Origin of the sequence: Streptomyces sp. KL109B (assembly GCF_030766935.1) — a bacterium.
Lineage (GTDB): Bacteria > Actinomycetota > Actinomycetes > Streptomycetales > Streptomycetaceae > Streptomyces.
The window spans coordinates 249,563-272,785 of record NZ_JASERL010000011.1 but is presented as its reverse complement, the minus strand read 5'-3'; the positions used below and the strand labels follow the sequence as shown (position 1 = coordinate 272,785).

24 protein-coding genes are annotated in these 23,223 nt (G+C 71.4%); 5 read left to right on the top strand and 19 right to left on the bottom strand.

Going from position 1 to position 23,223, the window contains the following annotated elements:
• Nucleotides 1-41: 41 nt before the first annotated feature.
• From RBJ65_RS31855 to RBJ65_RS31840, 4 genes are read right to left on the bottom strand one after another with little or no spacing between them, the layout of a single operon-like run.
• On the bottom strand, nt 42-860 hold the full coding sequence (locus tag RBJ65_RS31855; protein ID WP_306320093.1) for an SDR family oxidoreductase: 819 nt from the start codon (nt 858-860) through the stop codon (nt 42-44).
• A gap of 14 nt (nt 861-874) precedes the next feature.
• Entirely contained in the window at nt 875-1,807 is a 933-nt protein-coding gene (locus RBJ65_RS31850) for a CoA ester lyase (RefSeq protein ID WP_306320092.1), read from the bottom strand.
• Nucleotides 1,807-3,003, bottom strand: coding sequence for a CaiB/BaiF CoA-transferase family protein (locus RBJ65_RS31845; protein ID WP_306320091.1), 1,197 nt, complete (start codon nt 3,001-3,003; stop codon nt 1,807-1,809). The genes RBJ65_RS31850 and RBJ65_RS31845 overlap by 1 nt, the downstream gene beginning before the upstream one ends.
• An 11-nt stretch (nt 3,004-3,014) precedes the next feature.
• Complete coding sequence (locus tag RBJ65_RS31840; RefSeq protein ID WP_306320090.1) at nt 3,015-3,983, bottom strand: TIGR03621 family F420-dependent LLM class oxidoreductase; 969 nt, start codon at nt 3,981-3,983, stop codon at nt 3,015-3,017.
• Between the two features lie 71 nt (nt 3,984-4,054).
• Here RBJ65_RS31840 and RBJ65_RS31835 point away from each other — a divergent pair, with 71 nt between their 5' ends.
• From RBJ65_RS31835 to RBJ65_RS31815, 5 genes are all read left to right on the top strand, one after another.
• Nucleotides 4,055-4,909 carry an enoyl-CoA hydratase/isomerase family protein gene (locus RBJ65_RS31835; protein WP_306320089.1) on the top strand — a complete coding sequence of 285 codons (855 nt, stop codon included), beginning with the start codon at nt 4,055-4,057 and terminating at the stop codon, nt 4,907-4,909.
• 95 nt (nt 4,910-5,004) lie between these two features.
• The gene (locus tag RBJ65_RS31830) at nt 5,005-6,297 is read left to right on the top strand and encodes an aromatic ring-hydroxylating dioxygenase subunit alpha (protein WP_306320088.1); all 1,293 of its coding nucleotides are present in this window, start codon (nt 5,005-5,007) and stop codon (nt 6,295-6,297) included.
• Complete coding sequence (locus tag RBJ65_RS31825; protein WP_306320087.1) at nt 6,294-6,623, top strand: hypothetical protein; 330 nt, start codon at nt 6,294-6,296, stop codon at nt 6,621-6,623. Before RBJ65_RS31830 ends, RBJ65_RS31825 begins: the two co-directional genes overlap by 4 nt.
• A 20-nt stretch (nt 6,624-6,643) precedes the next feature.
• A complete protein-coding gene (locus RBJ65_RS31820; RefSeq protein ID WP_306320086.1) occupies nt 6,644-7,558 on the top strand; it encodes a PaaX family transcriptional regulator C-terminal domain-containing protein in 915 nt (304 codons plus the stop codon).
• 3 nt (nt 7,559-7,561) lie between these two features.
• A complete protein-coding gene (locus tag RBJ65_RS31815; RefSeq protein WP_306320085.1) occupies nt 7,562-8,335 on the top strand; it encodes an SDR family NAD(P)-dependent oxidoreductase in 774 nt (257 codons plus the stop codon).
• Here RBJ65_RS31815 and RBJ65_RS31810 read toward each other — a convergent pair.
• The 15 genes from RBJ65_RS31810 to RBJ65_RS31740 are packed head-to-tail and all read right to left on the bottom strand — an operon-like array spanning nt 8,320 to nt 23,217.
• Entirely contained in the window at nt 8,320-9,114 is a 795-nt protein-coding gene (locus tag RBJ65_RS31810) for an enoyl-CoA hydratase/isomerase family protein (protein WP_306320084.1), read from the bottom strand. The two genes, RBJ65_RS31815 and RBJ65_RS31810, sit on opposite strands and share 16 nt — an antisense overlap.
• Nucleotides 9,111-10,322 carry a CaiB/BaiF CoA-transferase family protein gene (locus RBJ65_RS31805; RefSeq protein WP_306320083.1) on the bottom strand — a complete coding sequence of 404 codons (1,212 nt, stop codon included), beginning with the start codon at nt 10,320-10,322 and terminating at the stop codon, nt 9,111-9,113. The genes RBJ65_RS31810 and RBJ65_RS31805 overlap by 4 nt, the downstream gene beginning before the upstream one ends.
• Nucleotides 10,319-11,782 carry an aldehyde dehydrogenase family protein gene (locus RBJ65_RS31800; protein ID WP_306320082.1) on the bottom strand — a complete coding sequence of 488 codons (1,464 nt, stop codon included), beginning with the start codon at nt 11,780-11,782 and terminating at the stop codon, nt 10,319-10,321. The genes RBJ65_RS31805 and RBJ65_RS31800 overlap by 4 nt, the downstream gene beginning before the upstream one ends.
• 45 nt (nt 11,783-11,827) lie before the next feature.
• Nucleotides 11,828-12,598: an SDR family NAD(P)-dependent oxidoreductase gene (locus RBJ65_RS31795; protein WP_306320081.1), complete on the bottom strand. Its 771-nt coding sequence runs from the start codon at nt 12,596-12,598 to the stop codon at nt 11,828-11,830.
• Nucleotides 12,595-13,587, bottom strand: a complete 993-nt coding sequence (locus RBJ65_RS31790) for an NADPH:quinone oxidoreductase family protein (RefSeq protein WP_306320080.1) — start codon at nt 13,585-13,587, stop codon at nt 12,595-12,597. Before RBJ65_RS31790 ends, RBJ65_RS31795 begins: the two co-directional genes overlap by 4 nt.
• 4 nt (nt 13,588-13,591) lie before the next feature.
• Nucleotides 13,592-14,365 (bottom strand): enoyl-CoA hydratase-related protein, encoded by a 774-nt coding sequence (locus tag RBJ65_RS31785; protein WP_306320079.1) that lies wholly within the window; start codon nt 14,363-14,365, stop codon nt 13,592-13,594.
• A complete protein-coding gene (locus tag RBJ65_RS31780; RefSeq protein ID WP_306320078.1) occupies nt 14,362-15,387 on the bottom strand; it encodes a phosphotransferase family protein in 1,026 nt (341 codons plus the stop codon). The genes RBJ65_RS31785 and RBJ65_RS31780 overlap by 4 nt, the downstream gene beginning before the upstream one ends.
• Nucleotides 15,384-16,676, bottom strand: coding sequence for an acyl-CoA dehydrogenase family protein (locus RBJ65_RS31775; RefSeq protein ID WP_306320077.1), 1,293 nt, complete (start codon nt 16,674-16,676; stop codon nt 15,384-15,386). The genes RBJ65_RS31780 and RBJ65_RS31775 overlap by 4 nt, the downstream gene beginning before the upstream one ends.
• Before the next feature lie 7 nt (nt 16,677-16,683).
• Nucleotides 16,684-17,520, bottom strand: a complete 837-nt coding sequence (locus tag RBJ65_RS31770; RefSeq protein ID WP_306320076.1) for an NAD(P)-dependent oxidoreductase — start codon at nt 17,518-17,520, stop codon at nt 16,684-16,686.
• Between the two features lie 44 nt (nt 17,521-17,564).
• The gene (locus RBJ65_RS31765; RefSeq protein ID WP_306320075.1) at nt 17,565-18,071 is read right to left on the bottom strand and encodes a DoxX family protein; all 507 of its coding nucleotides are present in this window, start codon (nt 18,069-18,071) and stop codon (nt 17,565-17,567) included.
• The gene (locus tag RBJ65_RS31760; protein ID WP_306320074.1) at nt 18,068-19,009 is read right to left on the bottom strand and encodes an alpha/beta hydrolase; all 942 of its coding nucleotides are present in this window, start codon (nt 19,007-19,009) and stop codon (nt 18,068-18,070) included. The genes RBJ65_RS31765 and RBJ65_RS31760 overlap by 4 nt, the downstream gene beginning before the upstream one ends.
• Nucleotides 19,009-20,673: an OB-fold domain-containing protein gene (locus RBJ65_RS31755; protein ID WP_306320073.1), complete on the bottom strand. Its 1,665-nt coding sequence runs from the start codon at nt 20,671-20,673 to the stop codon at nt 19,009-19,011. Before RBJ65_RS31755 ends, RBJ65_RS31760 begins: the two co-directional genes overlap by 1 nt.
• A gap of 51 nt (nt 20,674-20,724) precedes the next feature.
• The gene (locus RBJ65_RS31750; protein ID WP_306320072.1) at nt 20,725-22,083 is read right to left on the bottom strand and encodes a cytochrome P450; all 1,359 of its coding nucleotides are present in this window, start codon (nt 22,081-22,083) and stop codon (nt 20,725-20,727) included.
• Between the two features lie 31 nt (nt 22,084-22,114).
• Entirely contained in the window at nt 22,115-22,321 is a 207-nt protein-coding gene (locus RBJ65_RS31745; protein WP_306320071.1) for a ferredoxin, read from the bottom strand.
• Between the two features lie 35 nt (nt 22,322-22,356).
• Nucleotides 22,357-23,217 (bottom strand): mycofactocin-coupled SDR family oxidoreductase, encoded by an 861-nt coding sequence (locus RBJ65_RS31740; RefSeq protein WP_306320070.1) that lies wholly within the window; start codon nt 23,215-23,217, stop codon nt 22,357-22,359.
• Nucleotides 23,218-23,223 lie beyond the last annotated feature (6 nt).

The following is a 23,223-nucleotide window of genomic DNA, read 5'->3' as shown; positions in this document are numbered from 1 at the left end:
GCTCACCGTGACGCACGCCTTGAGGGTGCTGAGGGCGCGCCTCACACCTCCCCGCCCTCGATGTCCGCCAGCAGCCCCGTCACCCGCGCCCGGGCCCGCTCCACCACGCCTCCGCCCGGCGCCACATGCACCCGGCCCGCCTCGACGGTGGCGAGTGCCGCCTCCGCGACCTCGCGCGCCGACAGGATCCCGCCCCGGCCCGCAGCCATGCTCCGCATCGAGGTGGGAGCGCTGGCCGGCAGCCGGATCGCGCCGAGCGCGGCCGAGTTCTGCCCGAGCGGGGTGTCGACCAGGCCGGGGCACAGGACGGTCGCGCCGAGGGCGGGGGACACCCGTTTCAGCTCGGCGTCGAGGGTCTCGGTCAGGCCGACCACCGCGTGCATCGTGGTGGTGTACGGGGTCCGGTCGGGGAGCGGCGCGAGGCCGCCGGAGGAGGCCGTGTTGAGGATGTGCCCCGTGCCCCGCTCGAGCAGGAGGGGAGCGAAGGCCCGCACGCCGTGGACGACGCCGAGCAGCTTGACGCGGATCATCCGCTCCCACGTGCCGAGGTCCTGCTCCCACAAAGGGGCCGCCGGTGACACCAGGCCCGCGTTGTTGCACACCAGGTCCACCCGCCCGTACGCGGCCGTCGTCCGCTCCGCCAGTGAGCGCACCGATGTCTCCTCGCCGACATCGGCCACCACCGCGGTGACCTCGGCTCCGGCCTCCGCGAGTGCGGCCCGCGCCTTGGCCAGACCCTCCTCGCGTATGTCGGAGACGACAAGGCGGACGCCACGCGCGGCGAGCGCCTCGGCGAGTCCGTAACCGATTCCGCTGGCACCGCCTGTGATGACGGCGACCTGATCGTGCGTGATGCGCATCCGGACTCCCTGCGTCAGTCGTGGGTGTGTGCCGCGGTGGCGGCCCGGTCGAGCACGATGGTGGCGAGCTGGACGTGGGCGGCGTCGATGAGGCGGCCGTCGTGGCCGATCGCCCCGGTGCCCTCCGCCTCCGCCGCACGGTAGCGCGCGATGACGTCCTCGGCGGCGGACACCTCGTCCTTGGTCGGAGTGAACACCGCGTTCGCCAGGGGGACTTGGGTGGGGTGGATCGCCCACTTGCCGTCGAAGCCGAGCAGTGCCGCGTGGCGGGCCGACGTGCGGTAGGCCTCCGGTTCCCCGTACGCGGGGAACGGGGCGTCGATCGCGGCGATGCCCGCGGCCCGCGCCGCCGTCAGCACCTGGGCGCGGGCGTGGTGCCAGAAGTCGCCGGGGTAGGGGCCGAGCGGGTCGAAGTTGCCGTCGACCCGGGCCCGGAGCGAGACCGACAGGTCGCCCGCGCCGAAGATCAGCGCTGCCAGGCGGGGACTGGACTGCGCGATGGGCAAGGCGTTCGCGAGGCCCTCCGCGTCCTCGATGAGGACCTCCAGGGCGATCCGGTGCTCGCCGAGGCCGAGCTTTCGCTCGAGTTGGGTGAGCAGGACGTCGACCCACCACACATCGCGTGCCGTGCGCACCTTGGGGACGATGACGACGTCGAGTGCGTCCCGTGCTCCCGTGACCACTTCGATGAGGTCGTCGTGACACCACGGTGTGTCCAGGCCGTTGATGCGGACCGCGCGGAGCGTGCTGCCCCAGTCCTGGCCGGTCAGGGCCTTGACCGCGATCGCGCGGGCCGACTCCTTCACCGAGGGCGCGCACGCGTCCTCCAGGTCGAGGAAGACCAGGTCCGCGCCCGCGGACGGGGCCCTGGCACACATGCGCTCGCTGCTCGCGGGGGTGGCCAGTTCGGAGCGGCGCGGACGGTGTGCGGGCGGGTGGGTGCCCATCAGATCGTTCCTTCCTCGCGGAGTTCGGCGATCTTGTCGGGGGAGAGCCCCAGAAGGTCGCCGTAGACACGGTCGTTGTCCGCACCCAGCGCCTTTCCGAGATGTGCGACGTGCCCGGGTGTGTCACTCAGGTGCGCCACCGGTGCCTGGACCGTGACCTTGCCGAAGTCCGGGTCCTGCACGCCGACGAAGGTTCCGCGCGCCCGCAGATGTTCGTCCGCCAGCAGCGCGGGCGCGTCGTACACGGCCGTCGCGGCCGCCTCCGCCGCCTCGAACGCGGACATCGCCTCGTCCAGGGTGTGCCGGGACACCCAGTCGGCCACCGCCGCGTCGACCTCGGCCGCCCGTTCCTGGCGGCGCACGGGATCGATCAGGTCCGGGTCGCACGCCATGTCCTCGCGGCCGATGGCGCGGAACACGCGCGCGGCGATGCTGGGCGAGGCGCTGGAGACGGCCAGCCAGCGGCCGTCCGAGCTGCGGTAGGTGTTGCGCGGGGCGCTCGCCGGGAGCATGTTGCCGGACCTCCCCTTGACCAGGCCCAGTTGGTCGTACGCGAGCGTGCCCGTTTCCAGGAGGCGGGTGAGCGGCTCGACGAGGCTGACATCGACGAGCTGTCCGCCCGCCCCGTGCACGTCCCGGTGGTAGAGCGCCATCATCACCGCATAGGTCGCCGCGAGCCCGGCCACCCCGTCGGCGAGCATGAACGGCGGAAGCGTGGGCGGGCCGTCGGCCTGTCCGGTCTGGTGGGCGAAGCCGCTCATCGCCTCGGCGAGGGTGCCGTAGCCGGGGCGGTCGCTCTTGGGGCCGCCGCTGCCGAACCCGGTGATGTGCGCCATGACGAGGTGCGGGTGGGCCGCGTGGACGGAGTCGTAGTCCAGGCCCCAACGGCTCAGTGCGCTGGGCCTGTTGCCGGCCACCAGGACGTCACTGGCTTCCAGGAGCTGGTGGAGGAGGTCCTGGCCGGCCTTGGTGCGCAGGTCCAGCGTCGTGCACTTCTTGTTGCGGGCGATGCTCTTCCACAGCAGGCCGATGCCGTCCCGCCGGTCGCCCCAGGTGCGCATGGGGTCGCCGGAGCCGGGCTGTTCGACCTTGATGACCTCCGCGCCGAACTCGCCGAGTGCCGTCGCCACGGTGGGCCCGGCGGCGAGGGTGGCGATCTCGACCACACGTAGGCCGTGCAGAGGGCCATGGGTCATGGGCCACCTCCTCAGGTTCCGGTCAGTCGTGCGACCACGGGCGCGAAGCGCTCCGCCTCGGTCTGCTGCACGGTGATGTAGTTGGCGCCGAAACGCTCGCGGCGTTCCCGCAGGCGGTGGACCACGTCGTCCTCGGTTCCGATGAGTACGTTGGGGTGGTCGAGGAGGTCGTCCGGCGGGACGTTCAGGGTGCGGGCCACGCGGGCGGCGGCGGACTCCGGGTCGTCGGTGATCCGGGCGAAGAACGGTGAACTCTCCACCTCCAGCCGGGACATGCGCTCACCCGCCGCCTCTCGCACCAGGCGGTAGCGGTGCGCCGCTTCCTCCGTGGGGGTGCGGCCCGCATCTCCCCGCGTGTCGAACGGCACGTTCGCCAGGCTGACGATGTCCGCCTCGCGCGCCGCGAACGACAGCACCCGGCGCCGGGAACCCCCGATCATGACCGGCGGACGCGGGCGCTGCACCGGCAGCGGCAGTCCCGCGTGGTCGACGGCCGTCACATGCTCGCCACGCAGGTCGAGCGGCTCCCCGCTCCACTGCGCCTTGACCAGTGCCACGACCTCGACCAGCTTGTCCACGCGCCGCCCCGCGGGCGCGAACTCAAGCCCCATCGCCCGGTATTCGGGCTCGCTCCATCCGGCACCGATGCCGAACTCGAGCCGTCCGTCGGAGAGCAGATCGAGCGTCGCGGCCTCCTTCGCCAGCACACCTGGCACGTGGTAGTCGACACAGAACACCCGGCAGCCGACCCGCAGGGTGTCGGTCACCGCGGCGGCGGTGGCCAGCGCCGTGATCGGCGCCAAGTGCTGGGCGGGCCAACGGGCTTCGCGCTGGGCCGGACCCGGCCCGAGATAGTGGTCGGCCAGGAAGAGGGTGCTGTAGCCGAGGTCCTGAACGGAGCGAGCGGTGTCGCGCCACTCCTTCGCGGATGTTGCCTTCGTCGCCTGGACGGCGAACCTGAATGGCTGCACACTTGTCACGCAACTCACGATAACTGTCCAGCAGTTGAGGCGCCATGCCTCCGTCATGGTGACGGGAAACGGGAGGGCACATGGTCAAGCGCGCACGCTTCGCCGAGTACAAGGACCGCTACCGCAACTACCGCTTCGAGCTGAGCGAGGAAGGAATCCTGTTCATGCAGTGCCACACCGAGGGCGACAGTCTGGTGTGGGACTGGAAGGCGCACGACGACATGGCCGACGCCTTCGCCGACGTGGCCGGCGACCGCGAGATCAAGGTGCTCATCCACACCGGCACCGGCGCCAACTACAACGCCGACTGGGGCAGGCTGCCGGACGGTGAACTTCCCGACCCGCCCCTGTACGACGCCATGCCGGGCGTGCGCGGGCTGCGCAAGCTCGACGAGAAGGCCTGGTACAACCGCAACCTCATGTGGAACGTCCTCGACGTCGACGTGCCGATGATCAGCGTGGTCAACGGACCCTGCAACATCCACTCCGAAGTCCCGCTCATGGGCGACATCGTGCTCGCCTCCGACGACGCCTACTTCCAGGATGTCTCGCACTTCCCGCGCGGCCAGGTGCCCGGCGACGGGCAGCACGTCATCTGGCCGTTCCTCGTCGGCCACAACCGCGCCCGCTATTTGCTCCTGACCGGCAAGAAGCTCGGCGCGCAGGAGGCCAAGGAGTGGGGAGCCGTCGCCGAGGTGCATGCCAAGGACGCGGTCCTCGACCGTGCCTGGGAGCTGGCCCGCGAGCTCGCCAAGAGGCCGTATCTCGTGCTGCGCTACACCCGCCAGCTGTTCACCCAGAACCTCAAGCGCGCCTTCCTCGACGAACTCGGCCACGGGCTCGGCCGCGAGACCTACGCCCAGCAGGAGTTCTTCCCCTTCGGCGGTGGCATGGAGCCGCTGGACCGGGTGTACGACCAGAAGCCCTGGACCTGAACCATCCAAAAATGAAAGACAGTTATCTGGCGTACGACGCGAGTAACTGTCTACTATCGACTCACGGTGACAAGAGAACCGAGAGGACACGGTCCATGACGGAACTTCAGGAGCGACTCGCCACCGGCAAGGGCAAGTTCACGCCCGACTACCCGGAACTCGGCACCGGACCCGTCTCGTACGAGGACTGCGTCTCGCCCGAGTTCTTCGAGGCCGAGCGCGCGGCGATCTTCCAGCGGTCCTGGCTCTACGTCGGCCGCGCCGAGCAACTGGCCCGCCGCGGCGCGTACTTCACCCGCGAGTTGCCCGGCAACCTCGCCTCGATCGTCGTCACCCGCGGCGCCGACGGCCAGGTGCATGCCTTCCACAACGTCTGCGCCCACCGCGGCAACAAGGTCGTGTGGCAGGAGCACCCGCAGGAGGAGAGTGCCGGGATGTGCCGGCAGTTCCACTGCAAGTACCACGGCTGGCGCTACGGCCTCGACGGGCAGGTCACGCACGTCACGAACGAGCAGGAGTTCTTCGACCTCGACAAGAAGCGGCTCAGGATGCCGCCGGTGCACTGCGAGGAGTTCGCCGGGTTCGTCTTCGTCAACCTCGCCGACGACCCGGTGCCGCTGCGCAGCTACCTCGGGGACAGGCTCCTCGAACTGGAGCAGTACCCCTTCGAGAAGATGACTCGGCGGCACGGCTTCCGCGCGCACATCAAGGGCAACTGGAAGCTCGCCGTCGACTCGGTGTGCGAGTGGTACCACCCGCCGTACGTGCACGCGCGGTTCATCGACAAGGACGTCGCCAAGGCCGAGAAGATGGTGCCGCCCGTCGACTCCTACCACTACGACCTGTTCACCCCGCACATGCTCACCTCGGTGCCGGGACCGCCGCCGCTGCCGCCCCGCGAGCCCGGCATGCTCGGCCCGGCGCGCAACGACCAGAAGTGGGTGTACCGGCTCTTCCGCGCCGGCCTGTTCGGCCCGGACGACGTGCCCGACCTCGGCGGACCGCTGCCCGAGTTCCTCAACAAGGGGAACATCAGGTCCTGGGGCAACGACCAGTTCTGGCTCTTCCCCAACCTGTCCGTGCAGATCTGGGCCCGCGGCTTCTACATCACGTACACCTACTGGCCCGAGAGCGCCGACTCGCACATCTACGACATCGACCTGTACTTCGTGCCGCCCGAGAACGCCCAGCAGCGGCTCGCGCAGGAACTCGTCGTCGACAGCACCATCGAGTTCGCCATGCAGGACGTGAACACCATCGAGGCCACCCACTCCGGCCTCAAGTCCCGCGCCACCCGCGAGTTCCACCTCAGCGACCAGGAACTGCTCATCCGGCACTTCCACAAGACGATCCGCGACACCGTCACCGCCCACGAGGAGACGCGATGACCATGCTTCCCGAGGGCTTCGCCGAGCTCGAACCGTACGTCGCCGACTGGGCGCTGCCCACGCGCCAGGAGCGCTACGACATGCGCCTGTCCAAGGACATGACGGAACTGGGCGCCTTCTACGACGCCATCGCACCCCGCGCCGAGCAGGCCATCGCCCACCTCGACGGCCATGACCTCGATACCCTGCCTGAGCCCGAACTGCGGCTGCTGCGCCTGCTGTTCTCGATGATCCTCGTCAGTTACGCGGTCAACGTGTTCGAGCAGCCGAGCATCCCCGACGCGGGCGCCGCCTTCTTCGACACCCTCGTCGAGCCCGCGGTGTGAGGGCACGTACGCTCACGCCGATGAATGCGCAGACTCTCGCCGACGTCGACCTGCCGCGGTCCCAGACCGGCGCCAACCCGCAGCACCTGGTGCTCGGCCTGTTCACCGACCACTGGTCCCAGGCCGCCGAACCCCTGCCGTCCGCCGCTCTGGTGGCACTGCTCAGCGACTTCGGCAGCACCCCGGTCAGCGCCCGCGCAGCCATCGGACGGCTCGCCCGACGAGGCGTCCTGGAGGCGGAGAAGCGGGGGCGCCGCACGTACTACCGGATGACGCCGGGCACCGCCCGCGTCCTGGAACAGACCCAGCGCCGCATGATGGAGTTCGGAGCCCCCGGCCGCCCCTGGGACGGGCTGTGGACCACCGTCGTCTTCTCCGTCCCCGACGAACAGCGCGAACTGCGCCACGTCATCCGCGGGCGGCTGCGCTTCCTCGGCTACGCCGCCGTGTACGACGGCGTGTGGATGTCGCCGCGCGCCGACCACGAGCAGACCGCCGAACTCCTGCGCAGCGTGGGTGTGCGCAGTGCCACGGTGCTGCGCTCCACTCTCACGCACACCCAGGGTGACGGTGATCCGCTGGCGGCCTGGGACCTCGACGCCATCGGTGCGGCGTACGAGGAATTCATCGCCCGGTACGAGGAGCTGGCCGGGCGGACGGCCGCGGGGCAGGTGGGGTCCGCCGAGGCGCTGACCGCCCGCACCAAGGTGAAGAGCGAGTGGCTGCACATGGTGAGCACCGACCCCGAACTCCCCGCCGACCTGCTGCCCGCCGACTGGCCGGGGCACCGGGCGCGCGCCGTGTTCGCGCGGATCTACGACACCTTGGGCCCGCTCGCCGAGGTCCGTTTCCGCCAGATCGTCGCCGAGCAGGACCCTGCCCTGGCCGGCGAGGCCAACCACCGCACCACCGACGAGCACGCCAAGGAGCCGTGAGCCATGTCGCGTTCGATGTCCAGTGCCCGGGGTCGTCTCGAAGGGAAGGTGGCCGTCGTCACCGGAGCGGGTTCGGGCATCGGCCGGGCCACCGCGCAGCTGTTCGCCGAGCAGGGCGCCAAGGTCGTCTGTGCCGACCGCAGCGGACAACAGGACGATCTGGCAAAGGAGTTGGGCGAGGACATCGCCCTCGCCGTGCACGCCGACGTCTCGGACTCCGGCGACGTACAGCACATGATCGGCGCGGCCGTCGAACACTTCGGACGGCTCGACGTCCTGTTCAACAACGCCGGATTCGGCGGCCCCCGCAAACCCCTCGTCGACCAGGACGAGGCCACCTTCGACGACGTCATCGCCGTCAACCTCAAGGGTGTCTTCCTCGGCATGAAGTACGGCATCGCCGCCATGCTGCGCACGGGAGGCGGCTCGGTCGTGAACACCGCCTCGTCCGCCGCGCTCGTCGGCTGGAAGAAGCACTCCGTCTACGCGGCAGCCAAGGGCGGCGTCGTCCAGATGACGAAGTCCGCCGCGCTCGATTACGCGACGCAGGGAGTGCGGGTCAACGCCGTCTGCCCCGGCATGACATGGACCGCGCTCGCCGGCGCGAGCACCGAGCAGCCCGTTCCGCCCGCGGACGCCGAGATGAAGGCCCAGCCGATGCACCGCTGGGGCCTGCCCACCGAACTGGCCGCCGCCGTCCTCTTCCTGGCGAGCGACGAGTCGTCCTTCGTCACCGGGGTCGCACTGCCGGTGGACGGCGGCTACGTGGTGCCCTGACCCGGCGGCACCCACGCCGGATCCCGCTTCTCCAGGAACGCCCGCATGCCCTCCCGTGGTTCGGGCGACTCGTCGAGCGCCCAGAACATCGTCTGCTGGTCGATGACCCCGTACCGCTCGTTGAGCATCCGCTTGACGTGCATCCGCGCCATCGGCGGCGTCCGCAGCACCTCACGGGCCGCCGCCACCGCCGCCTCGCGCAGCGACGCGTGCGGCACGACACGTGCGAGGAGCCCGAGCCGCACGGCCTCCGCCGCGTCGAAGCGGCGCGCCGACAGCAGCAGGTCACGGGCGACCGCCACGCCCACGTGCGCGGGCAGCGCCGCCGCGAACGTCGCGTCCGGGATGCCCCGCAGCAGCTCCGGTACGCGGAACACCGCCCGGTCACTGGCCACGGCGATGTCGGCCATCATCGCGATCAGCAGCCCGCCCGCCTGGCAGATCCCGTTCACGGCGGCGATCACCGGGGCACGCGACTCCCGGATGGCGGTGAAGGGCAGGATGTCGTGGCCGATCGCCGACACGTCCGCGTCCCCCGGCTCGGCCCGGCCGCCCAGGTCACCGCCGGGCGCGAACACATCACCCGTGCCCGTGACGATCAGAGCGGCCAGGCCGGGGTCGGCGTTGACCAGGCGTACCGCCCGCTTGATGCCGAAGTACATCGCCGGCGTCAGGGCATTGCGGGCCCGCGGCCGGTCGATGTGACACCAGGCGAGGACACCGTCCCGCTCGAAGCGCAGCCCGGCCGCGCCCAGATCGTCCTTGTCGGAGCCGCTCACGTGATCGCGCCCGCCTCCTTCAGGGCGAGGATGCGCTCCCAGTCCATGCCGAGTTCGAGAAGGATCTGCTCGGTGTGCGCGGCGAACTCCGGGGCCGGGTCCAGATGATCGAGCGGCTCGGCGCCGAACTGCACGGGGCTGGCGACCAGTTCGAGATCGCCGGCCCGCGTCAGGTACTTGTTCGCGCGGACCTGCACGTCCTCGCCCACCTGCACCGAGTCCTGAACGGGCGCCCACGGACCGGACAGTGTCACGAAGCGCTCCGCCCACTCGGCGAGCGGCCGCGCGGCGATGGCCTCCGTCAGCAGCCGCACTCCTTCCTCCACATGCTCGGCGATCGACTCGGCGGTCGCGAACCGTGGGTCCTCGGCGAGTTCGGGACGGTCGATGTGCCGGCACACGTCCGCCCAGTACTTCTGCGGCTGCAGCATCACCAGCGAGATGTGCCGGTTGTCAGCCGTGCGGTAGATGCCGCTGAGCGGGTTCGCCATCCCATTGGGGCCGCCGGGCATCGCCATCACCCACGGCCGCTTCTTCGCGCGGGCCAGCGCGATGCCGTGCCCCATCGCCCACACCCCGCTGCCGAGCAGCGACACGTCCACCACGGATCCCTCGCCCGTACGCTCCCGTTTGACGAGCGCGGCGGCGATCCCACCCGCCAGGTTCGTCCCGGAGATGGTGTCCCCGAACGCGGGCACGGGCAGCGGCAGCACGCCTCCCAGGCCCTCCGGGGTGATGCTCGCGGCGGCCGAGGAACGCGCCCAGAACGCCGTCATGTCGTAGCCGCCCTTGTCGGACTCCGGACCGTTCGGCCCGAACGCGCTGCCCCGCGCGTACACGATGTCCGGCTTGACGGCACGGATGTCCTCGGGCTCGATCCCGAAGCGGTCGCGCGCCCGCGGCAGGAAGCTGGTGAGGAACACATCGGCGCCCGCGACCAGTTCGCGCAGCACCTCCATGCCCTCCGGTGTGGAGATGTCCAGGCCCAGGCTGCGCTTGCCGCGGTTGGCGTGCTCGATGTTCGGGTTGGGTTCGCCCTCCTCGATGACGAACGCACCCGTGCGGCGCAGGCCGCGCTGCGGGTCGCCGTTCACCGCGTGCTCGATCTTGATGACGTCCGCGCCCCAGTCGGCGAGGACGGCGCCGCCCGACGGCACGAAGCCGTACATCGCGACCTCGATGACCCGGATTCCTTCCAGGGGCCTCATGCCGACACCGCCGCTCCGAAGGTCTTCGTCTCCAGGAATTCCGCGAGCCCTTCGAGCCCGTACTCGCGGCCGACCCCGGACTGCTTGTACCCGCCGAACGGGCTCTCGGGCCCGAAGTAGTTGCCGCCGTTGATGCTGAAGGTGCCGCTGCGGACGCGGCGCGCCACGGCGACCGCACGCTCCTCGGACGCGGAGAAGACCGCGCCCGACAGGCCGTACGCCGAGTTGTTCGCGATCCGCACGGCGTCCGCCTCGTCCTCGTACGCGATGACGGACAGGACCGGGCCGAAGACCTCCTCCTGCGCGATCTCGCTGTCCGGATCGACACCGGACAGGAGGGTGGGCTTGTAGAAGAAGCCGGGGCCCGCGCCTGGTTCCCCGCCGCACACCAGCTTCGCGCCGTCCGCGACCGCGCGCCGCACCATCGCGTCCACCTTGTCGCGCTGGCGCTCGCTGATCAGCGGGCCCATGTACGTCGCCGGGTCGGCCGGGTCGCCGACGGGGATGTGCGCCATACCCTGCGCGACCATGTCGACGACGGCGTCGTGGTGCTCGCGCGGGACGAGCAGGCGGGTACAGATGGCACAGCCCTGTCCCGCGTGGCTGCACGCCATGAACGAGGCCATCATCGACGCACTCCGCAGGTCGGCGTCGTCCAGCAGGATCATCGCCGACTTGCCGCCGAGCTCCAGGAACACCCGCTTGACCGTCTCCGACGCCGCAGCCATGATCCGGCGGCCGGTGGCGGTGGAGCCGGTGAAGGTGACGACATCGACGTCCGGGTGGGTCGTCATGACCTCGCCCGCCTCCGGGCCGGAGGAGCTGAGGACGTTGACGACGCCCGGTGGGATGTCGGTGTGTTCGGCGATCAGCTCGCCGAGGGCGAGCGTGACGAGAGGTGTGTCGGGTGCGCCCTTGAGGACGACCGTGCAGCCGGCGGCGAGGGCGGGGGCGAGCTTCGCCAGGGCGATCTGGTTCGGGTAGTTGTACGGAATGATCGCCGCGACGACGCCTGCCGCCTCCTTCTCCACCCAGCGGTGATGACGGGCACCACGTGCCTCGGTGATGCCCAGGTCGCGGCTGAACTCGTACGTCGGCAGCAGGTCCGCGTACCAGCGCACCACACCGATCGGCTCCTCCAACTGGGCGCCCCCGGTGAGCTGGTGCGGGGCGCCGACCTCCGCGATCGTCAGAGCGCGCAACTCCTCCTTGTGGTCGACCAGGGCGCGGTGCAGCTGGCCGAGGCAGTGTGCCCGGAAGTCGCGGTCGGTGGACCACGACGTGGTGTCGAAGGCGTGGCGGGCGGCGGCGACGGCGGCCTCGGCCTCGGCCGGCCCCGCGTCCGGTGCGTGGCCGACGACGGCCCCGGTGGCGGGGTTGAGAGAGGCGAAGGTGGCGACGGTGGTGGTGAGGCGGCCGGCTATCAGCAGCCGCCGGTCGGGGGCCTTGCTGTCGGTCATGGGCGCGGTGCCTTCCTGGATCGGAGTGGGGCGGGGCTGCTGGGGTCAGACCTTGCGGGTGATGCCGCCGTCGACGCGGATGATCGCGCCGGTGGTGTAACTGGAGGCCGCGGAGGCGAGGTGCACGGCGAGCGGAGCCACCTCCTCGGGGCGGCCCATGCGGCCGAGCGGGACGAACGGGGCGTCGTCCGGATCCTCGGGCGCCCAGCCGCGCGACAGGTCCGTGCGGAAGGGGCCCGGGAGTATCGCGTTGACCCGCACCGTCGGCGCGTACGCCTCCGCGAGCCCGACCGTCAGCGCGTTCAGGCCCGCTTTGGCGCAGGCGTAGGGGAGTTCGCGGGTGCTGGCGGTGAGCGAGCCCGCCGTCCCCACGTTGATGATCGAACCACCGTCGTGCCCCGCCATGTGGGTCGCGGCGAGCGCGGCGAGGCGGAACGGGCCCTTCAGATTCACCGCGAGGGTCTTGTCGTACAGCTCCTCGCTGATGTCGGTGAGGTTCTCGTACGGCGGTGACATGCCCGCGTTGTTGACGAGGACGTCGAGGCGTCCGAGCCGGTCGAGCGTCTCGCCGACGAGACGGTCGCAGTCGTCCCAGCGGCCGGCGTGGAAGGCGACCGCCTCCGCGCGCCGTCCGGTCTCCTTGGCGATCGCGGCGGCCGCGGTCTCACAGGCGTCGAGCTTGCGGGAAGCGATGACCACGTCGGCGCCCACCTCGGCGAGAGCGTGGGCGATGGCGCGTCCGATGCCGCGCGAGCCACCGGTGACGACGGCCGCCTTGCCGGTGAGATCGTGGAGTGCGGCCAGATCGCTGCTCACGAGTGGAGGCTCCCTTCGTCGGCCACGCGTACGACGACCTTGCCGATCGCCCGACCGTCCGCCACGCACCGCAGTGCGGCCGCGGTGTCCGTGAGCGTGAACTCGGCGCCGATGTGCGGGCGTACGGTGCCCGCCGCGAACAGGGCGCGCAGCCGTGCCTCGTTCGCCGCGAAGTCCTGCGGCACGTGGGCCGCCAGGTCACGCAACTGGAATCCGGTCACCTGCACGCCCTTCAACAGGACGAGATTCATGGGCAGCCGGGGGATGCCTGCCGCGAACCCGATGGTGACGAACCGGCCGCCCCAGCGCACCGAGCGCAGCGCAGGCTCGGCGAGGTCGCCGCCCACCGGGTCGAGGACGACGTCCGCGCCGGCGGGCAGGGCCTCCTTCAGCGCGGCCCGGAGATCTCCCTCTCGGTGGTCGATCAACACCGTCGCGCCGTGCGTCTTGGCCGCCTCCAGCTTCCGGGCCGACGAGGCCACCGCCGTGACGCGCGCTCCGGCCAGCGCCCCCAACTGGACGGCGGCGAGCCCCACTCCGCCTCCGGCCCCGAGCACCACCAACTCCTGACCGGGCCGCACTCCCGCCACCGTGTGCAGCGCGTGGAACGCCGTGCGGTGGGCGACGCCGAACGCCGCCGCCGCTCCGAGGTCCACGCCGTCCGGTACCGGGGTCACCGACCGCGCCGCCGCCACGGCCCGCTCGGCGAACGCCCCGACCATCGCCGTCCCACACACCCGGTCCCCGACCCGTACTCCGTTCACGTCGTCGGTCACTGCCTCGACCACCCCGGCGAACTCGCTGCCCGGCACGAACGGCGGCGCCACCGGCACCTGGTACTCCCCGGCGACCAGCAGCACGTCCGGATAGTTGACGGCCGCCGCGCCGACCCGGACCCGCACCTGGCCGGGCCCGAGCGGGGGAGCGGGCACGTCGGCGATCCGTACGGCCTCCGGGGGCCCGTACGCCGTGCATTGTGCCGCCTTCACCGGGTCAGCACCCCCGCCACACGGGTGCGCGCTTCTCCATGAAGGCCATCGCCCCTTCCTTGGCGTCCTCGCTGGCGAAGACGGAGCGCTGGAGCTCGCGCTGCCGGGCGGTGGCACGGACCGGGTCGGTGAGCGTCGTGCGCACCAGCTCCTTCGCGGCCGCCAGCCCCATCGGGGCGTTCGCGGCGATGCGGCCCGCCAGTTCGAGCGCTGCCGTGAGCACGTGACCGGGTTCGACCACGGTGTTGACCAGACCGATCTCGCGGGCCCGTGCCGCGTCGACCGCGTCCCCGGTGAGGACGAGCTCCAGTGCGTGCGCCAGCGGAATCCGGGTGCCGAGCGCCGCCCCGCCCCCGGCCGGGAACAGCCCGCGCTTGACTTCCGGGAAGCCGAACGTCGCGGCCTCCGAGGCCACCACCACGTCACAGGCGAGCAGCAGCTCCATGCCGCCGCCGAGGGCACTGCCGTTGGCGGCGCCCACGACGGGCACGGTGCTGCCGCCGTCAAGCAGACGCTGATACGCCGCCCGCCCCGGATCGTCGTCCGACCCCATCCGCGTGCCGGACGCGAAGGCCCGCAGGTCCATGCCGGGGCAGAACACCCGGTCGCCGGTGCCGGTGAGGACGACTGCCCGGATGTCGGGGTCGGTTTCCGCTTCGAGCAGTGCCTCGCCCATGGCGCCCATCAGTTCAGGCGTGAGCGCGTTGCGGGCCTCGGGCCGGTTGAGCCGGGCGACCAGGACGTTCCCGGAGCGTTTGCGTATCAGTACGTCGCTCATCCGCGGTACCCCGACGTCCCGGCGAGTTCGGCGGCCTCGCGCATCAGCCGGAGGATCATCGGCCCGTACGCCTGCAGCTTCGGGTCGTCACCCGCCCGCTGGAAGCCCTGCTCAAGGACGATCGCGAGCTTCCACTTGGCGAGCACGCCGTAGTAGTCGAAGTCGTCGACCTGGCGGCCCGACACCTCGGCGTACCGGGCCAGGAGCTCGTCGCGGGAGGGCATGCCGGTGAGGTCGACGTAGCCGGATGTCGCCGCTTCGGGTGCGTTGGTGTCCTGCGGCCAGGAGTGGAGCATCCACGCCAGGTCGAGCTTGGGGTCGCCGACCGTGCCCATCTCCCAGTCCACGATCGCGGCGAGCCGGGCCGGGGCGCCGTCGCGGAACATGACATTGGCGAACTGGTAGTCGCCGTGCATCAGCCCCGGCACGTAGTCGAGGGGCTTGTGGGTGCGCAGCCAGGCGGAGGCCTCGTCGAGCCCGGGGATGTCCCGGCCGCGGATCCGCTCCAGGAAGCGGGTCCAGCGGTCCACCTGGCGTTCGTGGAAACCGTCCGGCCGGCCGAGTCCGGTCAGTCCCTTGGCCCGCCAGTCGACCTTGGACAACAGGGCGATCCCGTCGGTGAGTTGCTCCGCGAGACCTCGGCGTGCCACCGGATCGGAGGCGAAGGGCTCCGGCCACTTCCTGTCCGTCAGATTCATCGGCGACCAGCCGTCCACGAACCCCATGAGATAGAAGGTGCGCCCGAGGACCGACGGGTCCGTGCACACCGCGACCGCCGGAGTGTGCGGCACATCGGTGCCGGCCAGGGCCTCGATGATCCGCCACTCGCGGTGGATGCCCTCGTCGCGCGATGCGGGCGCGGAGGGCGGCGGGATGCGCAGCGCGCAGTGCAGGGGGCCGCGCCGGATCTCGTAGATCTCGTTCTGGGTGCCGCCGGAGACGAAGGCGTGCGTGAGCGGTTCGCCCTTGCCGGGCAGGTCGAGGCCGTCGAGCCAGCTCGCGAGGCGTTCGATGTCGATCACAGGTCCCGGTCCTCCTCGGGCGCGTACTTGGCGAGGGCCGCCGCGCGGCGGGTGGGGAGGTGGCCGGTCGGCCACGGGCCGTCGGCGGGACGGTGGTCGCGCAGCACCTGGCGAGCCACGGTCACCTTGTGGACCTCGGTCGGTCCGTCGGCCATGCCCATGACCCCGGCGCCGAGCATCATCTTCTGGAACGGCATCTCGTTGCTCATGCCGAGCGCCCCGTGCACCTGGGCCGCGCGCTGGGCGATGTCGTGCAGCACCTGCGGCATGACGACTTTGACGGCGGCGATGTCCTTGCGCACCGCTCGGTAGTCGTTGTGCTTGTCGATCGACCACGCGACGTAGAGCACGAAGAGGCGGAACTGGGTGAGCTGGGCGTAGGAATCGGCGATATAGCCCTGCACGAACTGCTTGTCGGCGAGCACCCCGTCCCTCGTGCGGCGGCCGAGCGCACGCTCGCACATCATGTCCAGCGCCTTCTGCGCGTGGCCGATGGTGCGCATGGCGTGGTGCACGCGGCCGCCGCCGAGCCGGGTCTGCGCGATGGCGAACGCCTGGCCGGGGCCGCCGAGGAGGGCGTCGTCCGGGACACGGACACCGTCGTAGTGGATCAGCGCGTGCGCGCCCTCGCCCATCGGTTCGTCGCCCAGGCCGACGTTCCGCTCGATCCTGATGCCCGGGGTGTCGGACGGGACCAGGAACATCGACATGCCCTCGTACGGTCCCGCCTCCGGGTCGGTCACCGCCATGACGATGAAGAACGCGGCCGTGCGGGCGTTGGAGGAGAAGAACTTCCAGCCGTCGATCACCCAGCCGTCGTCGTCGCGCACCGCCCGCGTCTCGAAGAGCGCCGGGTCGGCGCCCGCCTGCGGCTCGGTCATCGAGTAGCAGGAGAACACCTCGCCGTCGAGGAGCGGCCGCAGGTACGTGGCCTTCTGCTGTTCGGTGCCGAAGTGGGCGATGATCTCGGCGTTGCCGGTGTCGGGGGCCTGACAGCCGAAGATGACCGGGGCCCACTCGGAGCGCCCGAGGATCTCGTTGAGCAGCGCGAGCCTGAGCTGACCGTAGCCCTCGCCGCCGAGTTCGGGGCCGAGGTGGGCGGCCCACAGCCGGTGACGGCGTACCTCTTCTTTCAGAGGGTCGACGATCTTGCGCAGTTCAGGGCCGGGCGGGGTGAACTGCTGCCCGGGGAAGGCCAGATCGAGGGGCTCGACCTCCTCGCGTACGAAGGCGTCCGCCCAGTCGAGCAGCTTCTGGAAGTCGGGATCGGTCTCGAAGTCCCACGCCATGATCCGGTCACTTCCCGTCAGTGCTGGACAGCGGCGCGCCCATGTTGTCCAGGGCGACTCGTGCCTGGTCGAGCACAACTTCCGATGGGGGTGGTCCCTCCGCGAGGGAGGCCATCAGGCTCACGTCCTTGCCGAGCAGCCCGCCCGCCACCGCGCCCATGCGGGTGGGATCGCAGCCCGACGCCGCCAGCCGGCCGAGCGCGAAGCTGGCCGCGCTGCCGTGCCCGGCGACCTCGGCGAACCGCTCCGGCTCGACCCCGAGGCGCCGGCCGAGAGCGAGCGCGCTCGCTGCGAGCCCGAAGTTGGCCGTGAACAGCGTGTTGTTGAGGATCTTCGTGACCTGCCCGGCGCCCAGCGGGCCCAGATGCACCACCGGATCGCCGTACGTCTCGAAGACCGGGCGGCAGCGCTCCACCGCCTCGCTCTCCCCGCCCGCCATGACGAGCAACTTGCCTTCGCCCGCCGCCGGTCCGCCGCCGCTGACCGGGGCGTCCACGACGTGCGCTCCGCGTTCGGCGGCCAGGGCGCCCAGACGTCGGCACGTGTCCGGATGGACGGTGCTGTGCACCGCGAGCACCGCGCCGGGGCGCAGTCCCGCGAGCACACCCGCCTCGCCGAGGACGACCTCCTCGACGTCTGTGTCGCCCACCACGCACACGCCGACCACGTCGCAGGCGGCCGCCAACTCGGCCGGGGTGGCGGCCACGTCGGCCTTCGTCCCGGCGAACGGCTCCAGGGACGCGGCGCGGCGTGCCCACAGGGTCAGGGGAAGTCCGGCGTCCAGGATGCGCCGCGCCATGGGGGCGCCCTGGCTGCCCAGGCCGATGAAACCGGCGTGTGTCACAAGTCCTCCAACGCGAGGGATCCGCAGAGATCCGTACTGATCCGTCAGGCCTTCTCCGACCGCGTGGGCCTCCAGAACGTGCCCAGCAGCCCGGCCGTCGCCACCACCCCGACCCCGAGCGCCACACCCCCGCCCGTCCACCCGGTCACCTCGATGCCGAACGCCGCGTCCAGGGACCACGGACCCGCGCCGAGCACGGCGAGCGCGAGACAGCCCACCCCGAGCACGAGCACGTACTCGTAGCCGTCCTTCATGACGAAGAACCCGTTCGCGCGGTGTGCGAGCAGGCCCGCGACGAGCATCACGGAGATGACCGCCGCGCAGGCCAGCGGCGTGAGGAAACCGGCCGCGAGGAGCACTCCTGCCCCGATCTCCGTCGCCACGCTCAGCCACGCCTGCAGCCGCCCGTTCCGTAGCCCCAGGCTCTCGAACCAGCCCGCGGTGCCCGCGATGCGACCGCCGCCGCGCCAGTGGTTGAGCCCGTGCACGGCCATCGTCGCGCCGATCACCAACCGCAACAGCAGGACGGCGAATGCCTCCGCGCCGCTCATGCGGCCTCACCCCTCTCCGCTCGTTCCCGCTGCACCACGCACTCCTCCGCGAACGCCAGCACCCGCAGGTGATAGCTGCGGGCGGCGAGGCCCAGGCTCAAGTTGTGGCCGCAGCCCGCCTGTTCGTTGGACCGCACGCGCGGCGAACCGGTGAACAGTGCGGTGATCTCGGCGAGTGCGGCGGGCCCCGACTCCCACACCCGCTCATGGTCGCCGAGGCTGAACTGCACCGGAACGCGGACCTCGGCCGCGAGCCGGGCGAAGTCGCGCTCCACCCACACCCGCGCGGGCCCCTCGTAGGCGGGGGAGTCCGAGGCGATGTACGGGGTGTTCCACACGTCCTCGGCGTACAGCTCGGCCGGACCCCACAGTGTCTCGCGGGTGCCGGCCGGGCGTCGGCCCACCCGCCGGCGCGTCACCCCCGCCGCCTCCAGGGCGCGGATGGTGGCGGGCTGATGCCGCAGCCCGGTGCCCGCGATCTCCAGGCCGAGCAGGTGCCGCCCGCGCGGATCGGCCGCCATCCGCACCGCCAGTTCGCAGCCCGCCGAGTGCCCGGCCACGAACACGGCCGGGCGGCCCGGGAGTTGGTCGAGGAAGCGCTCCAGCGCCCGGTACGTCGTCTCCAGGCGGCGCTGCGGGTCGCGGTAGCGCTCGGCGTAGGGCGCGGAGATGCCGTAGCCGGGGCGGTCCATGGCGACGACCGCGTACCCGAGCTGGGCCCCCGTGCGCAGCAGCGAGAACTCCGGCCGCCCCGGGCAGTCGAAGTACAGCGAGGTGGTGCCGCCGCCGTGCAGCGCGAGGACGACCGCGCGGGGCGAGGGTGCCGAGCACACGCGCGCGGACAGCGGGAAGCCGTCCACCCGCACCGTCTTGGTGTGCACGCCCGGCAGCTCGGCCGGGTCGGAGGCCGCCCGCAGACGGCCGGGCAGCGGCGCCATCAGCCGGCCGCCCGCAGCAGCATGACCCCGCTGGGGGTGAGGCCACCGGTGCTGACGACGGCGGTGCGGGCACCGGCGATCTGCCGCGCGCCGGCCTCGCCGCGCAGCTGCGTGATCGCCTCGCGGACCAGGCCCATGCCGTGGGTGCGGCCGTGGGAGAGCTGACCGCCGTGCGGATTCACCGGGAGCACGCCGTCACGGGCGATGTTCTTGCCGCCGTCCAGGAAGTCCTTGGCCTCGCCGATCCCGCAGAAGCCCAACGCCTCAAGCCAGGAGAGGCAGTTGATGGTGAAGCCGTCGTACAGCAGGGCCACGTCCACGTCGTCGGGCCCCAGGTCCGTGCGCGTCCACAGATGCGCAGCCTGCCCCAGCACCTGCGGTTCGTGCGTCGATGTCGTCTGGTCCCACTCCAGGCGCTCGCCGATCTGCGTGCCGACCGCCTCCACGAGCACGGGCGGTTTCGGCAGCTCGCGGGCGGCGTCGAGGGCCGACACCACCACCGCGATCGACCCGTCGCACGGCACATCGCAGTCGTACAGGCCGAAGGGGCTCGCGATGGGCCGGGCGGACAGGTAGTCGTCCATGGTGAGCGGTTCGCGGTAGATCGCCTCGGGGTTGAGGGCGGCGTTCGCGCGCTGGTTCAGGGCGATCCAGCCGAGGGTTTCCCGGGTCGTGCCGTACTCGTGGAAGTGGCGCTGCGCGTTCTGCGCGAGGTGGATGGCGGCGGACTGCGCTCCGTACGGGGCGACCCACTGCGCGCCGTCCGCCACCCGGTCCAGTCGCGGCACCGGCCGCAGCCCGTCGCGCAACTGCTGCGTGTGCGTGGTCTCCCACACCGTACGGAAGCACAGCACGTGCCGGGCCAGGCCGCCCGCGACCGCCAGCATCGCGGCGATCACCGAGCCGGACGGGCCGAAGGTCTCCATGCCGCCGTTGTGCCAGGTCGGCCGGATGCCGAGCGCACACTCCACGGCGGTGGCGCCCCCCTCCCCGAAGCCGGCGCCGATCCCGGCACCCGGATAGGTGGCCAGACCGTCGATGTCGTCGAGGGTGAGCCCCGCGTCGGCGACCGCCTTCTCGCACGCCTCCACGGCCAGCGCCAGCGGCGGCACACCGAGACGGCGGCCGATGCGGGAGGCGCCCGCGCCGGTCAGCGCCGCCCGGTGCTCGAAGCGCTCGCCGCTCACCGGAGGGCGGATCCGAGCCCTGATTCCGTCGGGGCCCGGATCGTCGGGCGGCAGGGCGGGCAGCGGGTCCGGCTGCTCGGCGCACGGCCGGAACAGCGGCAGCCACACGTCCTCCACCTGCTCGAAGACGGCCTCCAGGCGCATTCCGAGGCGCAGTTCGGACGGCTCGCAGTCGACGAGGTTCGTGGTGAGCCGGACCCGCGGATCCTCGTCGACGGCCACCCGCGCCACCACGAACGGCGGCTGGAGACCGGCCGCGGGAAAGCGCTCGTTGACCGTGAAGGAGACCAGCGTGGCCGTGCCCGCGACCTCGGTCACGGTCAGCTCGTGGCCCCGGCAGTACCGGCACACCGGCAGCGGCGGATGGTTCAGCGCGGCGCAGTTGGCGCACCGCTGGAAGCGGAGCCGGCCGTCGGCGCCCGACGTCCAGAAGAACGCGGTGTCGTCGGTGAGCAGGGGCAGGGAACGCCGTGCCACAGGGCCTCCTCCACGGTCGGCGGGCATACGTCAGCGGGCGAACGTGGGGTGTCACCGGATGTCGGCCCGCTGGCCGCGCGCGGTCACCGGAGCGGCCAGGCCCTGCTCGTCGCAGGCCTTCTGGAGCTTGAGCAGCGTCTCGTCGAGCCCGGGCCCGAGCCGGGGTCCCGGCGTGAACGAGGCGGGCAGGTGCCGCATGCCGTTGATGATGCCGATGGAGTCGTAGTGCATCGTCCCCTCGGCCTCGCACACGTAGTCCGGCATCCGGTCCAGGACATGGCAGATCATCCGCTTGAACACCACACGTGCCACGTTGGACCCGATGCAGCGGTGGATGCCGAGGCCGAACGCCTGGTGGCGGTTGCCCTTGCGCTCCATGTCCACGGTGTTGGGGTCCGGGAAGACGGACGGGTCCCGGTTGGCCATCGCCCAGGACAGCCAGACCCGGTCGCCCTCCTTGAACTCCTGGCCCGCCATCTCGCAATCCACCGAGACCGTGCGGCCGTCGCCCACCGCCGGGGTGAAGTAGCGCAGGAACTCCTCGGTTGCCGGGTCGAGCAGCGAGTCGCGCTCGCGGCTCAGCCTCTCCCGCTCCTCGGGGTGGAGCGACAGCCACTCCACGGACCGCCCCGTCAGCGCGGTCGTCGTGTCGAAGCCACCACCGATCAGCAGCGCGAGGACACCCAGCAGGTCCATGTCGGACGGCTTGGTGTCACCGACGTCGGCCGTGAGCACCGCGTTGACGAGCCCCGGCCGCGGATTGGCGCGGATCGCCGCCATCTGCTCGAAGATGTCCCGCATCATGGTCATGTGCAGCTCGCGCACCCGCTCCCTGTCGGGGGAGTCCGGGGGTGTGTAGACCCCGGCGTGCGCGGGCTCGTTGTAGATCTGCCAGTTCTTCAGCGGGATCCCCATCATGGCCAGCGTGAACACCGCGGGCACCGGGTTGGCGAGATCCTCCACGAAGTCGATGCGGCCCGACTCGATCCGCTCGTCCAGGCAGGCCCGGATCAGCTCGTCCAGGAACGGGATCCAGCGCTGCACCGCCGCCGGGGACAGGTACGGGTTGAGGGCCTGGCGGTAGTAGCGCTGCTCCGGCGGGTCCATCTCCAGGAAGCCACCGCGGAAGCCCTGGCCCTGCGGCGGGTGCGGGATGGTGATGCCGTGGTAGCCGCGGCGCTCGCCGTTCACGTCGTGGTCGTTGGAGAGCTTGTCGGCCGAGCGCGCGATGTCGAAGACCGTCTGGTGCCCGGCGGCCACGAAGTGCCCGCCGTGGGTGTCCGACCAGGCCAGCGGGCAGCGGCCCTGCATCTCCTCGGTGATCTCGACGAACCGCTCCCGGTAGTCGGGGGCGTGCCGGTCGAACTCGTAGCGGCGGCTCTTGCGCGCCGCGTCGTCGTCCGTGCTCACGGTGGTGCTTCCTCCCTGTGGGCGGGGCCGGTCAGCCCGTGCTGGTCTCGGTGAGGGAGATGGCCCGCTCGGGGCAGGAGCGCATCGCTTCGCGCGCGGCCTCCTCCTCGCCCGCGGGTACCTCGTCGGCGACCGGCGACGAGTGCCCGTCGATCTCGCTGAGCTGGAACACCTTCGGCGCGATCATGGCGCAGAGGGTGTGACCCTGGCAGCGGTCCTGGTCCACGCTGACCTTCATGAACTCACCTTTCATCGATCGGTGGTGACGAGGCGTCAGCGCCGCCAGTCGTACCACTTGAGGTAGCCGCCCGCGTCCACGCGCAGCTGCACACCGGTGATGTAGCGGGCCTCGTCGGAGGCGAGGAAGAGGACCGCGTTGCTGATGTCGATCGGCTCGACGTACGGGATCGGCATCGCTTGCTGGACGGCGAAGCCGGGCTCGGCGTCCTCGCGGGTCGGGTGCTCCAGGTCGGGGCGGAACGACTTGTACATCGGCTCGCTCTGCAGCATCTGCGTATTGCAGTTGGTGGGGTGCACGACGTTGGCGCGCTGCTTCAACGGGGCGAGATTGCGGGCCAGTTCGTGCATGTACTCGGCGAGGGCACGCTTGGCGTACGCGTATCCGGCGCCGCCCGGGTTGGAGCCCGGGTTGTCGACGATGCCGTGCTCCATGAGCGCGGCCGTCGACGCCGTGGCGATCACCGAGGCGCCCTCGCGCAGCTGCGGCAGGCAGGCCTGGATCGCGTTGATGCTGCCGACCAGGTCCACGTCGACCGCGTCGGACCACGCCTGCAGCGGCGGCCTGCCCAGCAGCGGCGCGATGCCGGCCTGGGCCACGACGATGTCGATGCCGCCGAACTCGGCCACCGTGCGGTCCACCGCGTCCCGCATCGCCTCCATGGAGCGCACGTCGCCCTGGATCGCGAGCGCCTTGCGGCCCACCTTCTCCACGAGCCGCGCCGTCTCCTTCAGGTCCTCCGGCGTGGCCATCGGATAGTCGACCGTCTCGTAGTCGCGGCACAGGTCGATCGCCACGATGTCCGCGCCCTCCTCCGCGAGCCGCACCGCGTGACTGCGGCCCTGGCCGCGGCCCGCGCCGGTGATGAACGCGACCTTGCCCTCGACTCGCCCCATGCCGTT